This is a genomic window from Kribbella endophytica, from assembly GCF_054781295.1.
In genome coordinates this window covers 336,696-352,419 of sequence record NZ_BAAGUR010000006.1, presented here as the reverse complement: position 1 = coordinate 352,419, position 15,724 = coordinate 336,696, and the positions used below count along the sequence as shown (strand labels likewise).

The following is a 15,724-nucleotide window of genomic DNA, read 5'->3' as shown; positions in this document are numbered from 1 at the left end:
CGCGGCCTACTCCTTCGGAAGTGAGGCCCACGCCATGCCCGAGACCCCACTCGCCAATCTCCTGACCGCCGCGACCCTCCTGGCCCGAGCCGCCCAGTGGGACGCCGCCCGAGCCCTCCTCCAGGCCACCGAACCCACGCCCGCCGCCGAGCAGCCTCAGGCTCTCGCCGAGCAGGCGGCCCTCAAGCTCGCCCTCGCCGAGCTCGCCGTCGACCAGGACTTCGCCCAGTCCACCACCCACTCCCCCACAGCCCTGGCCCACCTCGCGGACGCTCTTGCCGCCTACCCGGACCCCACCCTCAAGTGGGACCGCGCCATGCTCCGGCTTCGCAACACCTACTTCACCAAGCTCGTCCACGCCGCAACCACCGACGGCGGCCTCGCCGTACAGGCCGAAGCCCTTCAGGCGGAGGCCCCCGACGACGTACGCCGAGCCACCGCCCTCTTCTACCGAGGCCTCATCGCCGACAACCTGCTGACTCTCCCCGACGAAGCCTTCAAGCACTACACGGACTCGTTGGCCCTCTGCGAGTCCACCGGCGACACCCTCCAGGCGTCGTACGCCCACCGCCACCTGGGCGACCACGCGCACACCGCCGGCGACCTCGTCGAGGCCCGCCGCCACTGGCAACTCTCCACCGAACAACGCCAAGCAGCCGGCCACGTCCCCGGCACCCTCGCCCAGCAAGCCCTACTAGCAGTCCTGGCGCGCGACGAAGGCAACCTGGTAGCCGCCCAAGCCATCGCCACCGAAACCAACCGCTGGGCCCACCAACTCAACCTCACCTACGTCGTCAGCCAAACCGCCGCCCTACTTCACCAGGAGTAGATCACCAACGGCACCGGCGACCCACCGTCCCGACTCTCCACCCTAGGCACCGGCACCCAGTCCAACCCCACCATCCGCGGACACTCACACCCCAACTCGTCCACCCCCAACCGAGGTTCCCCCTCCCCCACCACCACGCGAAAAACGGTCGTCATCCCCGACGGATAAGGCACCCTCCCCACCTCCCGAGCCTCAAGCACCTCAAGCCCCACCTCTTCAAACACCTCCCGCCGCACGGCAACCCCCGCGTCCTCCCCCTCCTCAATCCCACCCCCAGGCAACGTCCAGTACTCACCCCCGTCATGCCGCCCCGGCGCCGTCTGCACCCGCTCCCGAACCATCAACACCAACCCACCCCGCTCAACCACCGCAGCCACCCGCACTCGTTCACCCATGCGACCACCCAACCACCACCCACAGACACTTCACCGACCTCACCTTCACCAGCGACGGCTGCCGTTTCCCTGTGCTGTCCTTGGCGCCATGACGAGCGCACAGCGGTTGCAGATCTACGAACGCCGATCCGCGTGGATCCTGACCGCAGCCGCCGTCGTGTTCCTGGCGGTCTACGCCTGGCCGATCCTCGATCCAGGCCTTGACTCCGCGCTCGTCCGCGCCTGCTCGATCACGAACCTCGCCATCTGGATCGCCTTCGGCCTCGACTATTTCCTGCGACTCGGCCTCGCGCCAAGCAAGTCGCAGTTCGTCAGAGGCCACCTCCTGGACCTGGTGGTCCTGGTCCTGCCGCTCCTCCGCCCGCTACGTGCGGTCCGGGTGGTCACGGCCCTGGCCCGACTCAACCGAACCTCGGTGTCGGTCCGAGGCCGGACTACGACGTACGTCGTCGGAGCCGTCGTACTCCTCGGCTTCGTCTCGGCCCTGGCCGTCCTCGACGCCGAGCGGCACAGCGCGGGAGCGAACATCAAGTCGTTCGCGGACGCCGCCTGGTGGGCCGCCACCACCATCACCACAGTCGGCTACGGCGACCAGTACCCGACCACACCCCAGGGCCGCTTCGTCGGCGTCGCCCTGATGATCGGCGGCATCGCCCTGGCCGGCACCATCACCGCCGCCCTCGCCTCATGGTTCGTCGAACAACTCAACACCGCCGAACAAGCCGAGTCCCACACCCGCGACGAACAACTCACCACCCTGCTCACCGAGGTTCAAGCCCTCCGCGCCGAACTCTCCAACCGCCGTCCCCCTGCTTGACCCCTCGCTCAGGCGGACTCTCGTTCGACCAGGTGGGGGTCGAAGATGGTGCATTGGGGGGCTTGGCCTGGGGTTTCTATTTGGTCTACCAGGAGGCGGGACATTTCTGCGGCCATCTCCTCCAACGGTTGGGCGATGGTGGTGAGGGGTGGGACCGCTGAGCTGGCAGGCGCGCTGTTGTCGAAGCCGATGACTGCTACCTCGGTGGGGACCGGGCGGCCGGCGTCTCGGAGGGCTCGGAGGGCGCCTGCTGCCATCAGGTCGTTGGCGGCGAAGACTCCGTCGAGGTCGGGGATCTGGGCCAGGAGTTGGAGCATGGCGGTTTCGCCGGAGTCCTGGGTGAAGTTGCCGTAGGCAACTGGGATGTGGGGTTGGCCGTGTCTCGCCATTGCCTGGCGGAAGCCGGTGAGGCGGTCCTGGGCGGCGGGGACGTCTGTGGGGCCGGCGATCGTGACGACCTTGCGGCAGCCTCGGGAGACCAGGCGGTCGGCGGCCAGGGCGGCGCCGACCTCGTGGGCCAGGTCGACGTAGCTGATCGGGGCGTGCAGCGCGGGCCGGGCGAAGAGGACAGCCGGCAGGCCCGCTTCGACGAACAGACCGGGGAGGATGTCGTCGGCGTGGGTGGAGACGAGCAGAGCACCGTCCGCGGCACCGCGGCGTACGTGGTCGACAGCTTCGAGGCGGGCAGCCTCGGAGTCCGCGAGGAACAAGGTCGGGTGAATCCCCTTGGTGCGCAGGTGTTTGACCACTCCCCCGGTGATCCGGCCGAAGAACGGGTCGCTGAGCACCTCCTCCGCTGAGCCGTCGGAACCGGACAGCACGAGAGCGAGCGCACCCGCCCGCCGACCCGCCAACTGCCGGGCCGCCGTGTTCGGGCGGTAGCCGATCTCTTCGACCGCGGCGAGGACCTTGCGTTGGAGGGTGGCGTCGACCGAGGCTTGGCCGTTGATGACTCGGGACACCGTCGCACGCGAGACGCCTGCGACCTTGGCGACGTCTTCCAAGGTCGGCGTACGGGTTGGTGACTTCATGGCAACGGATCGTAGCTCTGTCAACGGCCGGGCCCCTGTTCTTCATCCACAGGTACGGCGGCCCGCCGGGCGGACCGCCGTACCAGCAATCAACTCAGCGCCGGTAGACGCCGAACTCGTACAGCGAGTAGCCGAAGCCGGTCCCCCGTTGGGTCCCAGTCAGCCGAACGTAGCGGCCTGAGCCGGCTACGCCGAGGTCGTCGACGTCACCGTTCCCGTCGGCCGTGGTGTAGACCTGCCGCCAGTTCGAGCCGTCGTCCGACGCCTCGATCCGGTACGACCGCGCGAACGCGCCCTCCCAGATCAGCTGCAGCCGATCGAACGACTGCACCGAGCCCAGATCCACCTGGATCCACTGCGGGTCGGACCAGTCGCTGGCCCAGCGGGTCGTGTTGTTGCCGTCGGTCACGTTCGACGGCGGGTACGGCGCGCCGTTGCCGACCTGCTGGTACGACGACGCCGTCACCGGCTTGCCCCGGGCAACGTTCGTCCCCGAGACCGGCGGCGCGACGACCCGGAAGGACCGCGTCTCGATGCCCACGTTGCCCTTGCCGTCGCGCACGTAGTCGTACAGCTTCCAGACCCCGAGCCGCTGCGGCACGGTCACCGTGAACGGCCCGTTGCCCGACGACGGCGTGGTCACCAGTGCCCCGTTGTTGTCGATGTACTTGCCGCCGACCTTGAACTCGTGCGTCAGCGGGTCACCATTGGGATCCGACACCGCGACGTTCACAGTGACAGTCCCACCGGCCGGCACATCAGTCGTCCGGCTCAGGTTCATCGCCGTGATCACCGGCGGCGTGTTGCCGCCCGCAGGACCGCCGTACGCCTGCCGGATCGCGTAGTACGACAGCCGCTTCTCACCGCCCGGCGCGATGTTGAACCACACAGCGCCGAAGTCGTTCTCGTTCCCGTAGTGGAACAGCGTCGCACCGAGCGCGACCCCGCTGTGCCCGGTGATGCAGTTCCACGCCTGCAGGTACCCGTCACGCTTCTGGATGTCCGTCGGCTCGTTCGGTACGCCGTTCGCGTCGTTCGGCACCTCCCACTCGCCGGCCGGTCCGCCCTCGGTCAGGATGTACGGCTTGTTGTAGCCGCCGTTGATCCAGTCCTGCTTGACCTGGCAGACGTTGCCGTACGAGTTGACCGCGAGCAGGTCGAGGTCCGGCGAGTACTGCTTGAAGTACGGCCAGGCGCCGGTCCATGCGTCGGTCGAGGTGACCGGGTGGTTCGGGTCGATCGCGTGAATCGCCTTGGCGCCCTCGTTGACGAACTTCGCGTACTCGATCCGCTGCGTCTCCAGCTCAGCACCCGAGTAGCAGTTCTGCAGCCCGAGCACCGACTCGTTGCCGACGTTCCACAGCAGCACGCCCGGATGATCCTTGTACTCCGTGGTCCAGCGCCGGATCTCGCCCAGCATGTTCTGCTTGTACGTCGTGTCGGTGACGTAGTTGACGCAACCGCCGCTGCCGGGTCCACCACCAGGTTGGAGCCAGTAGCCCGCGATCACGCGCATCCCGTTCGCGGCCGCGGAGTCGAACAGCGGCTTCGAGCTCGCGTCCGTTCCCCAGGTCCGCACAGTGTTGACGCCGATCGACTTGAGCTGCGGGAGATGCTGCGGAGCGTCGGCCGCGGCCGGTCCCCAGGTCAGGCCCTTGACCTGCCAGGGCGCGCCGTTGACCAGCAGCTGCCAGTTGCCCTGACTGCCGGCGACCTGGACGGTCCCGTTGCCCTGCGGCGGTCCACCGGTGCCGGGCGTCCCGTGCACCTCGAACTCCCAGAGCGAGTAACCGTAGCCGCCGTTGCGCTGGGTGCCGGTCAGCCGGACGTACCGGCCGGCGCCGTTGACGGTGAGCGAGTCCGTGCCGCCGTCGCCGGCAGCAGTGCTCGCAAGAGGCCGCCAACTCTGGGCGTCGTCGGAGACCTCGACCCTGTACGCCGTCGCGTACGCGGCCTCCCACCGCAGCACGACCTGACTGATCGTCGCGGCCGAGCCGAGGTCGACCTGCAGCCACTGCGGATCGCTGAAGACGCTGGACCAGCGGGTGTTCAGGTCGCCGTCGACGGCGGCGGTCGCCGGCGTACCGGCTCCTTCGGACGAGGACGCGGTGACCGGGCGCCCTTGGGACAGCAGGGTCGCCGCTTGCGCGGGCACGGCCTGCAGTACGGCGTTGCCGAGCAGCAGAGTGCTCGCCGCGACGGTGGCGGCGAGCAACGACCGCACGCGCCGTCTGCGTCGAGGCGGTGGAGTGGGGGAAATCATCGGGTCGTACTCCTTCGCTGTGTGCGTAAGGGCGGGACAGCACAGCGACCGGGACCCGGCGCCAGCAGCGTCGGGAAACGGTGCGCGAGAGTCAGAGAGCGCTCTCTCGCGAACTGATCGTGGAGGCAACCCGGCGGCTTGTCAACGGCTCGTTCACGCTCAGCCGGTTCCGGAACCGGGCGGCCCTTGACAGCACGGACGGTCCGATCGACGCTGTTCCAGAGAGCGCTCTCCCGCGATTCCAGACCGCGGGCCGCGTAGTACCCAGTTCCTGCCCACCGCCCCGCGGAATCCCCCGACAGGAGGAGATCCGTGTTCAGCAGAAGGAAGAAGATCCTGTTCGCCGGCGGCACCGCCGCCCTGACCCTCAGCGCCGCCCTGACCGCCGTCGCCGGCAGCCAAGCACAAGCCGACGACCTGGTCACCCACCACGAGTTCCAGGTGAACTGCACGGTCAACCACCGTGCCAACGACGACCCCATCGTGTTCCCCAACATGCCGGGCGCATCGCACGAGCACAGCTTCGTCGGCAACAAGACGACGAACGCCGCCACCACGCTCGCCAGCCTCAACGCGCCAGGCCCGTACGCGACCACCTGCCTCAACCCCGACGACCTGTCGGCGTACTGGTGGCCGACGATGTTCCGCGGGCCCGGCACCAACCAGCCCGTCCAGCAGACCTGGCACCAGACCATCTACTACAAGACGGGCATCCTCGACTACCAGGCGGTCCGGCCGTTCCCGCCGGGTCTTCGGTACGTCGTCGGCAGCCCGACCGCCACGCTCGACCAGTTCCGGACCTCACCGGGCGCCGTCGAGGGCTGGGAGTGCGGCGACAGCACGCACAACTGGGACTTCCCGTCGAACTGTCCCGCCGGGACCCAGCTCAACATCCGCTACCAGGCCCCGAGTTGCTGGAACGGACGTGACCTCGACACGCCGGATCACAAGAGCCACATGGCCTACCCGGTCAACGGCTCCTGCCCGTCCAGTCACCCGAACCCGGTACCGATGCTGGAGTTCAAGATCGCGTTCCCCGCTGACGGGAACGTCACCGACGTCCGGCTGGCGAGCGGACGTGGCTACACCTGGCACTACGACTTCTTCAACGCCTGGGACGTCCCGACGCTGGCGGCCCTGGTGAGCCACTGCATCAACGGTGGTCTGCAGTGCAACTCGAAGGGGTTCGACCTCTACAAGCCCAACCGCGGGCAGGTCCTCGGCGACAACTACCGCCTGCCCGGACGCCCCTAGAACACCTGTGGTGCCGGGTCTGGGCAGGACCCGGCACCACAGGCGCCCGTACGACGACTAGCAGCAGCCGGCGAGAAGCGCGCCGCCTACGAGGAGAAGGCCGCGTCGAACGACGCGGTCGGCGGGTCGAAGGCCAGGCGCCTGACGAACTCCAGGGCCTCGGCCGCACCGACCAGGCGGTCCATGCCGGCGTCCTCCCACTCGACCGAGATCGGCCCGGCGTACCCGATCGTGTTGAGCATCCGGAAGCACGCCTCCCACGGAACGTCGCCGTGCCCGGTGGAGACGAAGTCCCAGCCGCGCCGCGGGTCGCCCCAGGCCAGGTGGGACCCCATCCGGCCGTTGCGGCCGTTGCCGACCTGACGCTTCGCGTCCTTGCAGTCGACGTGGTAGATCCGGTCCTTGAAGTCCCACAGGAAGCCGACCGGGTCGAGGTCCTGCCAGACGAAGTGGCTCGGGTCCCAGTTCAGGCCGAACGCCTCGCGGTGCCCGATCGCCTCCAGCGCGCGGGTGGTGGACCAGTAGTCGTAGGCGATCTCCGACGGGTGCACCTCGTGCGCGAACTTCACGCCGGCCTCGTCGAAGACGTCCAGGATCGGGTTCCAGCGGTCGGCGAAGTCGGCGTACCCGGCGTCGATCATCGACTGCGGGACCGGCGGGAACATCGCGACGGTCTTCCAGATCGCGGAGCCGGTGAAGCCGACCACGACGTCGACGCCGAGCCGGCGCGCGGCGCGGGCGGTGACGCCCATCTCCTCGGCCGCGCGCTGCCGCACGCCCTCGGGATCGCCGTCGCCCCAGATGTGCGCGGGCAGGATCGCCTGGTGCCGCTGGTCGATCGGGTCGTCGCAGACCGCCTGGCCGAGCAGGTGGTTCGAGATGGTCCAGACCTTCAGATTGTGCTTCTCGAGGATGTCGAGGCGGTCCTGGACGTACGCGTCGTCCTCGGCAGCTCGCCGTACGTCGAGGTGATCACCCCAGCAGGCGATCTCGAGGCCGTCGTAGCCCCACTCCGAGGCCAGCCGGGCCACCTCCTCGAACGGCAGGTCGGCCCACTGGCCGGTGAACAAGGTGATCGGTCGAGCCATCTCTCCACTCCTTAAGGAAAGTTCCAGGGGATGTCCCCGGCGCACGGCCGGAGCGCCTGGCCGGGCGCCGGGGACGAGGACCATCGGGCGGTCCCCCGGCGCTGTGCGAGACCGCTCTCCCGTACGTCCGGGTGGGGCCGAACCACCAGGGCGTTCGGGAGCTCCTGCACGCCTCTCCGCGTCGGACAGGGTGCGATCTCGCACAGCGACGTGTTCATCGGGTCAGATCTTCTTCCTCAAGTCCTGCCCGACAGCTGTCAGCAGGGTCCGGGCGGGAACGTCCCGCACCGTCTTCGCCTGCTTGAGGTACAGGTCCAGTGCAACGGTCGCGACGATCTTGAGACCCTTGCGCTGCGCCTGCTCGGCCAGCGCGAGCTGCACCTTCATCACCGTGGCCGTTGCCAGTGGCAACGTCTTGGCGACCCGGTACCGCTCGACCAGCTTCTGCGCCTCGGCGTACGACGCCACCACGGTGAACGGCACCTTGGTGATCGAGGTGTTGCCGGCCTTGTCCGTGGCCGTGGCCGCGAGCTCGTGCGCACCGAGCCCGAGCGCGACCCCGTCCAGCTTGCCGCCGGCCGGGAGCGTCTTGCCGTCGACCTTCAGCGTCACTCCGGCGAGCCCGGAGAGCGCGTCCGTCGCCGTGGCCGCTACCACGACCGTCGACGCGACGCCGAGCTTCCCTCCGGACGCGAGCCCGGTGACCGTCGACTTCGGAGCCGTCCGGTCCACCTTGAAAGTGACCGACTCCGGCGCCGACACGTTGCCCGCGGTGTCCGACGCCCGGACCTGGATCGTGTGCGTCCCGTCGGTCCCGAAGCTGACCGGAGTCGTGTACTCCGACCAGTCCCCGTCGCCGACCTTCTGCTCCAGGTACACCTGCCCGGGCTGGTTGTCGGTCGCCATCGCCGTCGCGACGACCGCGTCGTTCCACCAGCCGTTCAGGCCGGACGGCGCCGACGGGTTCAGCGACAGGCTGACCTGCGGAGCGACCGTGTCCCGGACGATCTTGAAGTAGTCGAACTTCGCCGTCTTCGAGGCGACCTGGTCGACCCCGAAGGCGTAGATGCCGAAGCTCGCCGACGCCAGCGCCGGGTTCGTCACGGCCGGGAGGGCGGTCCAGGCCAGTCCGTCCGCGCTGTACGAGCCGGTGAAGGTCGTCCCGCTCTTGGCCAGCCGCAGGTACCAGACTCCCTGCGTCGGGGCCGGAGCGTTCGGCTGCGGTGACACGAGCACGTCGTTCACCTCGCTGCGCAGCTCGATCCCCCGCGTCACCGCGGAGCCCGAAGCGTTGCTGGTGAGGTAGTCCAGCTTCACGTAGTTCGCGTCGTCGCCGTACACCATCAGGCCGCCCTGCTGGTAGGCCTCGTTGAACGCCGACCCGTCCACCTTGGTCTCGATCGTCCAGTCACCGTCGGGAGCCGGCTGCAGCAGCAGGTTCTTCGGGTTCGTGGCCGTGCCCTGGTAGATGTCGCCGTTGCTGGTGTCGATCTCGACCGCGCCACCGGTCACCCGGTACGCCGCCGGGTCGGGCCGCACGATCGCGGACCAGCGGCACGCGTCCAGCGTCGTACCGGCGAACTCGTCGTCCGGGGTCGGAACCTCGGCCGTGTCGTCCGGCGTGATGCTGAAGTAGTCGAACTGAGCCGCCAGCGGCAGCGCCTCGGTCCGGTTGGCCAGGCCGAACAGCCCGATCCGGGGGTTGCTGATCCCGGCCAGCTGCTTGGTCTCCGACATCTCGGTGAAGGTGGCGCCGTCCGCGCTGTACGCCGCCTTCAGGTTCGCGCCGTCACTGGTGAACCGGACCCAGACCGTGTCCGGGTACGCCGCGCCCAGGTTGGCCGTGTTCGACGCGGCCACCTCGTTCGGCGTACCGGCTTCCTCGCGGATGAACTGGAAGATCCGGTCCGCCGCCGACGGAGCGCCGGTCGACCGGCCCTGCAGCACCATCTTGGCGTAGTTGTCGTCGTCGCCGTACACGATCAACCCGGCCTGCTGGTAGGCGAGACGGGCCGGCATCGTCAGCTTCGCGGTCGCCTGCCAAGCACCGGCGGGCAGCGGCTGCAGCACGATGTTCGGCGTACCGGTGTTGCCGGTGCCGTAGATGTCGGTCGCCGTCAACGGCAGCACCAAGTTGCCACCGGCAACCGACAGCTCCTGGTTGCCACGGACGACCTCACTCCACCGGCCGGTGTCGAGAGTCGTGCCCTCGAACCCGTCCGAACGCCCGGTCAGACACGTCGGCGGTGCCGGGGTGTCGACCTTGATCGCGATCTTCGCGGTGCCCTTCGCGCCGCGCGCGTCGGTCACCGTCACGGTCGCCGTGTGCGTACCGGCCGCCGTGTAGGTGTGACTCGGCGAAGCACCGGTCCCCGTCGCGCCGTCGCCGAAGCTCCACGCGTACGCGAGCGGAACATCGCCCTCGGGATCGGTCGCCGACGAGGTGAAGTCCACCGCGAGCGGAGCCTTGCCCTGGACCACCGACGCGGTCGCCGTCACGGCCGGCCGCTGGTTGTCGGTGACGCCCTTGCCGACGAACTTCACCCAGTTGACGTTCAGCTGACCCGTCGTCTTGACGAAGTACAGCGGACCGCTGGTCAGCGAGGCACCACTGACCGCTGCCGAGAAGTTCCCGTACGTCTGCCAGGCACCCGTCGGTGTCACCTGGATCGTCGCGACGATCGCGCCGTCGGTCGGTGAACCCTGCCGGACCTCAACAGTCGCACCGGCGTCAGGCGAGGCCGCCCGCAGCTCGATCCGGTCGATCCCGGTCAGGTTGGTGGGCTTCCAGCCCCACCAGTCGCCGTCCTCGATGAACCCGATGTTCTTGCCGCCACCGGCGACGTCGCCAGTGTCCTCGACCTGTACGCCGGGCGTCGAACCAGGCCCACCGGTCTCGTTGAAGTACTCGGCCTCGCGGGTCTTCGGCTGCAGCTGCACGACTTTCTCGGTCGTGATCGCGCCGGTGCCAGGGGCACCCTTGTCGGTGTACTTCACCGTCACGATGCCGAAGATGTTCGCGCCGACGTGCCCCTCGTCACCAGGAAGTGGGAACGTCCCCTCGCAGCCGTGGTACTGCTCGTACCCGTGCGCGTGCTCGTCGTGGCCCAGGGCCGGCTGCGTGATCACGTCCTGGCAGTTCACCGTCCCGTCCTCGGGATCGGTGACGGTCACCTTGTACTTGATCGTGTCGCCGAAGTCGAAGAAGCCGCCGTCGACCGGCGCCTCGATCGAGATCGTCGGCGCCGTGTTGCCCGAGGTGATCGAGCGGTTCGACACCGCCGTACGGCCGTCGCTGTCGGTCACGGTCAACCGGGCAGTGAAGACTCCGGCCGTCGTGTAGGTGTACGTCGGCTTGGCCTCGGTCGAGTCCGTCGTCCCGTTGCCGTCGAAGTCCCACGCCAGCGTGATCGGTTGCCCGTCGGGATCGCGTGATCCCGTGCTGTCGAAGGCGACCGTCAACGGTGCCGCGCCGGACGTCTTGTCCGTCGTGAACTGCGCGATCGGTGCCCGGTTGCCCTGGACGTAATCGACGCGGTAGACGCCGGAGTCGGCGTTGTTGCCGCCGAACCCACTGCCCCACTCGATCACGTACAGCGCGCCGTCCGGACCGAACTGCAGCGCGTGCGGCCGGATGAAGTCCAGCTTGCCGAGCATCCGGGACACGTCGGCGACCTTGGACCGGTCGTCGTCGAGCTGCACCGAGAACAGCCGGCTGTCGTTCCAGTCGGCGAAGACCGCCTTGCCGTCGAAGTACTGCGGCCACTTGCGGTCGGAGTCGCTGTCCGGGTCGAACTGGTACGCGCCACTGGTCATCGGCGCGCCACTGCCACCGATCTCCGGTACGCCGGTCGTCGACTTGCCCATCCACAGGCTGGCCGGAATGGCCGCCGGCAGCTGGGTGATGCCGGTGTTGTTCGGCGAGTTGTTCACCGGCGCCGCGCAGTTGAACGTCGCTCCGGAGGTCCCGGTGGCGAAGTCGTGGTCGTTGTACGGCGTGTTGTTGCCGACGCAGTACGGCCAGCCGTAGAAGCCCGGCTTGTCGAGGATGTCCCACTCGACCCGGCCGTCCGGGCCGCGCGTCGGTGAGACCTGCCCGGCGTCCGGACCGTAGTCGGCGACGAACAGGTGGTTGGTGGTCGGGTCGATGCCGATCCGGAACGGGTTGCGGAAGCCCATCGCGTAGATCTCGGGCCGCGTCTTCTCGGTGCCGGCCGGGAACATGTTGCCGGCCGGGACCGTGTAGGAACCGTCGGCCTCGACGTGGATCCGCAGCACCTTGCCGTTGAAGTTGTTGCTGTTGGCGGCGCTGCGCTGGGAGTCCCAGGCGGCGCGGCCGGTCCGCTCGTCGATCGGCGCGTAGCCGTCGGAGTCGAACGGGTTGCTGTTGTCACCGGTCGCGATGAACAGGTTGCCGTTGTTGTCGAACTCGAGGGCACCACCGGCGTGACAGCACTGGTCCCGCTGGGTGTCGACGCGGATGACCTGTTTCTCACTGGCCAGGTCGAGCGTGTCGCCGTTCACCTTGAACCTCGACACCCGGTCGAACGCCTCTGCACCTGCTGGTGAGTAGTAGAGGTAGACGAAGCCGTTGGTGTCGAAGGCCGGGTCGAGCGCGATGCCGAGCAGGCCGAACTCCTGACCGGTGTAGACGTTCAGGGTGCCCGCGGTGACGACGCTGCCGTCGGTCTTGACGATCTTCACGGCGCCGTTGCGGTCGATGTAGAAGACCCGGCCGTCCTTGGCGATGGTCAGTTCCATCGGGTTGGACGTGTCGTCGTCGAGGGCAACCTTCTGGTAGCTGTCGCTCAGCGACGCGCCACAGTCGGCCGGCTGGACGCCTGCCGCGGTCTTGATGCCACCGAGCAGGTGCTCGCGGAAGACCGGGTCGGCGTACGACTCGATCGTGTGGCCCATGCCCGTGTACCAGGCGCGGCCGCCGTCGTAGTCCTGGCACCACGCGATCGGGTGCTCGGCGCCCATGTTGCCACCGGCGTACGACGTCTCGTCGAGCGAGGCGAGCACGTGCACGGTTTCGCGCGGGTTGGTCCGGTAGTTGTACCACTCGTCGGTGCGGTTCCACGTCGTCGGCGCGTCCGCGGTGGACGGGTGCGCGTGGTCCTCGACCTTGACGTTGGCGTTCGGCGTACCGGCCGGGTGGCTGTCGAAGTACGAACCGACGAGCTTGCCGTACCAGGGCCACTCGTACTCGGTGTCCGAGGCCGCGTGCACGCCGGCGTACCCGCCGCCCGCCTGGACGTAGCGCTCGAACGCCGCCTGCTGGTCGGCGTTCAGCACGTCACCGGTGGTCGACATCCAGATGACCACCTCGTACTTGGCCAGCTCGGTGTCGTTGAACATCGCCGCGTCCTCGGTCGCGGTGACGGTGAAGTTGTTCGCGGCCGCCAGGTCCTGCACGGCCTGGATCCCGGCCGGGATCGAGTCGTGCCGGAACCCGGCGGTCTTGCTGAAGATCAACGCGTTGAAGGTCTCGTCGCCGTGGCCCGGGTGGGCGCGCGCGGGGGTAGCACTGAGCGGGATCGCCAAGGCGGCGATCAGCGCCAGCAGCACGGCACGGACAACCGTGCCGTGCAGGCGCCTGCGGAGCTGGTGCATGAGGGTGCTCCTTATGGGTCGGATAAGGTGCGCGCTCCATCGGTTTCCGGGGCGGGTCCCCGGGCGTCGGCCCTGGTACAGCTATTCCTTGCAGAGGTGCGTCAGCGGACGCCGAGCAGGTGGTCCATGGCGAGCTGGTCGAGCTTCTCGAAGCCGAGGCCACGAGCCGCCAGTGCTTCGGGGTCGTAGGTCGCCTTGCGCAACTCGTCGAGGGACTCCCCCGCGCCGAGCGTCGGCTGGGACAGGTCCGCGACGCGGGCCACGGACAGGGCTTCCTGGACCTCGGGGTCGGCCCGGAACGCGGCCACCTTCTCGCGCAGGATCAGGTAGTTGCGCATGCAGCCGCGCGCGGTCTCCCAGACGCCTTCCAGGTCCTCGGTGCGCGGCGGCTTGTAGTCGAAGTGGACGTAGCCGTCGTACCCGGGCTGCCCTTCGGCACCCTGCAGCACGTCGACGGTCCAGAACGCCTCCCGCAGGTTGCCGGCGCCGAAACGCAGGTCCTGGTCGAAGCGCGGCCCGTGCTGCCCGTTGAGGTCGATGTGGAACAGCTTGCCGTGCCACAGCGCCTGGGCGATCCCGTGCGCGTAGTTCAGGCCCGCCATCTGCTCGTGCCCGACCTCGGGGTTGATCCCGACCATGTCCGGGTGCTCGAGGTCGTTGATGAAGGCGATCGCGTGCCCGATGGTCGGCAGCAGGATGTCACCGCGCGGCTCGTTCGGCTTCGGCTCCAGCGCGAACCGCAGGTCGTAGCCCTGGTCACGCACGTACGACGTGAGCAGGTCCATCGACTCCTTGTACCGGTCCATCGCGGCCCGGACGTCCTTCGAACCGCCGGACTCCGAGCCCTCACGGCCTCCCCACAGCACGTACGTCGTGGCGCCGAGCTCGGCGGCCAGGTCGACGTTGCGCAGGATCTTGGCCAGCGCGTAGCGGCGGACGTCACGGTCGTTGGCGGTCAGGCCGCCGTCCTTGAAGACCGGGTGGGCGAACAGGTTCGTGGTGGCCATCTCGACGACCAGGCCGGTGTCGGCCAGCGCCTTGCCGAACCGCGCGAGCACCGCCTGGCGCTGCGCGTCGTCCGGGACCAGGTCGTCGTCGTGGAAGGAGACCGCGGCGGCGCCCAGCTCGGCGAGCTTCTCGACCGCCAGCACCGGGTCGAGCGGCGCGCGGACCGCCGTACCGAAGACGTCGACGCCTTCCCAGCCGACCGTCCACAGTCCGAACGAGAACTTGTCGGCCTTGCTCGGGGTGTACGCGTTCATTCAGCAATCTCCTGCCATTGTCGGGAGTTCGAGCTGTCCTCGACGGCCGCGAGCACACGCTGGACCTGCAGGCCGTCGGCGAACGACGGCTCCGGGTCCTTGCCCTCGGCGATCGCCGTGACGAGATCGACCACTTGGTGGGTGAAGCCGTGCTCGTAGCCGAGCAGGTGGCCGGGCGGCCACCAGGCGGCGACGTACGGGTGCACGGGCTCGGTCGCGAGGATGCGCCGGAACCCCGCGGTCTCGGGGTCCTCGGTCGCGTCGTAGTAGTGGAGGAGGTTCATGTCCTCGAAGTCGAAGGCCAGGCTGCCCAACGACCCGTTGATCTCGATCCGGATCGCGTTCTTGCGGCCGGTGGCGAACCGGGTCGCCTCGAAGACACCGAGGGCGCCGCTGCGGAAGTTCGCGATGAACACCGCCGCGTCGTCCACGGTGACCGGGCCGCGCTCGGCGCTCGCCGTACCGGACAGGCCGCTGTGCGCCTCGGCCTTGGGACGCTCCTTGACGAACGTCTCCAGCCGGCCGCTGACCTCGGCGATCCGGTCGCCGGTGATGAACTGGGTCAGGTCGACGATGTGCGCGCCGATGTCACCCAGCGCGCCGGAGCCGGCCTTCTCCTTGTCGAGGCGCCACGACAGCGGCGCCTCGGGGTCGGCGATCCAGTCCTGCAGGTACTGCGCCCGGACGTGCCGGACGGTGCCGAGCTTGCCCTCGGCCACGAGCTTGCGGGCCAGCGCGATCGCCGGGACCCGCCGGTAGGTGAACCCGACCATCGACCTGACCCCGTTGGCCGCCGCCTTCGCCGCCGCGGCGGCCATCGCCTCGGCTTCCGCGACGGTGTTGGCCAGGGGCTTCTCGCAGAGCACGTGCTTGCCGGCCTCGAGCGCGGCGATCGCGATCTCGGCGTGGCTGTCACCCGGCGTACAGACGTCGACCAGCTGGACGTCGTCACGCTGCAGCAGCGCGCGCCAGTCCGTCTCGGTCGTGCTCCAGCCGAGCTTGCCGGCTGCCGCCCGCACCGCTTCGTCGTTGCGGCCGCACAGGACGTTGAGGTCCGGGTGCAGCGGCAGGTCGAAGAAGCGCGGTGCGTTGCGCCAGGCCTGCGAGTGGGCGGCTCCCATGAAGGCGTAGCCGATCAGGCCGATGCCCAGGTTCGTCATACCGTGTGT

At 68.8% G+C, this 15,724-nt stretch carries 10 protein-coding genes; 3 read left to right on the top strand and 7 right to left on the bottom strand.

Annotation, left to right across the window (positions count from 1 at the left end):
* The first annotated feature begins 34 nt into the window (after positions 1-34).
* Positions 35-829: a hypothetical protein gene (locus ACYVIO_RS39560; RefSeq protein WP_460656144.1), complete on the top strand. Its 795-nt coding sequence runs from the start codon at positions 35-37 to the stop codon at positions 827-829.
* Here ACYVIO_RS39560 and ACYVIO_RS39555 read toward each other — a convergent pair.
* Positions 817-1,224, bottom strand: a complete 408-nt coding sequence (locus tag ACYVIO_RS39555) for an NUDIX domain-containing protein (RefSeq protein ID WP_460656143.1) — start codon at positions 1,222-1,224, stop codon at positions 817-819. The two genes, ACYVIO_RS39560 and ACYVIO_RS39555, sit on opposite strands and share 13 nt — an antisense overlap.
* Positions 1,225-1,312: 88 nt before the next feature.
* Between ACYVIO_RS39555 and ACYVIO_RS39550 the strand changes: the two genes are divergently transcribed.
* The gene (locus ACYVIO_RS39550) at positions 1,313-2,041 is read left to right on the top strand and encodes a potassium channel family protein (RefSeq protein ID WP_460656142.1); all 729 of its coding nucleotides are present in this window, start codon (positions 1,313-1,315) and stop codon (positions 2,039-2,041) included.
* Between the two features lie 8 nt (positions 2,042-2,049).
* Here the strand turns inward: ACYVIO_RS39550 and ACYVIO_RS39545 are convergent, their stop codons facing one another.
* The gene (locus ACYVIO_RS39545; protein WP_460656141.1) at positions 2,050-3,072 is read right to left on the bottom strand and encodes a LacI family DNA-binding transcriptional regulator; all 1,023 of its coding nucleotides are present in this window, start codon (positions 3,070-3,072) and stop codon (positions 2,050-2,052) included.
* 94 nt (positions 3,073-3,166) lie between these two features.
* Entirely contained in the window at positions 3,167-5,296 is a 2,130-nt protein-coding gene (locus ACYVIO_RS39540; protein WP_460656140.1) for a discoidin domain-containing protein, read from the bottom strand.
* A 351-nt stretch (positions 5,297-5,647) separates the two neighbouring features.
* Here ACYVIO_RS39540 and ACYVIO_RS39535 point away from each other — a divergent pair, with 351 nt between their 5' ends.
* Complete coding sequence (locus tag ACYVIO_RS39535) at positions 5,648-6,589, top strand: DUF1996 domain-containing protein (protein WP_460656139.1); 942 nt, start codon at positions 5,648-5,650, stop codon at positions 6,587-6,589.
* An 86-nt stretch (positions 6,590-6,675) separates the two neighbouring features.
* On the opposite strand, the gene ACYVIO_RS39530 is transcribed toward ACYVIO_RS39535, so the two are convergent.
* The 4 genes from ACYVIO_RS39530 to ACYVIO_RS39515 form a co-directional block, all read right to left on the bottom strand.
* A complete protein-coding gene (locus ACYVIO_RS39530) occupies positions 6,676-7,677 on the bottom strand; it encodes a sugar phosphate isomerase/epimerase family protein (RefSeq protein ID WP_460656138.1) in 1,002 nt (333 codons plus the stop codon).
* 222 nt (positions 7,678-7,899) lie between these two features.
* Positions 7,900-13,293, bottom strand: coding sequence for a ThuA domain-containing protein (locus ACYVIO_RS39525; RefSeq protein ID WP_460656137.1), 5,394 nt, complete (start codon positions 13,291-13,293; stop codon positions 7,900-7,902).
* Between the two features lie 101 nt (positions 13,294-13,394).
* On the bottom strand, positions 13,395-14,555 hold the full coding sequence (gene xylA, locus ACYVIO_RS39520; RefSeq protein WP_460656136.1) for a xylose isomerase: 1,161 nt from the start codon (positions 14,553-14,555) through the stop codon (positions 13,395-13,397).
* Positions 14,552-15,715 carry a Gfo/Idh/MocA family protein gene (locus ACYVIO_RS39515; protein WP_460656135.1) on the bottom strand — a complete coding sequence of 388 codons (1,164 nt, stop codon included), beginning with the start codon at positions 15,713-15,715 and terminating at the stop codon, positions 14,552-14,554. The genes xylA and ACYVIO_RS39515 overlap by 4 nt, the downstream gene beginning before the upstream one ends.
* Positions 15,716-15,724 lie beyond the last annotated feature (9 nt).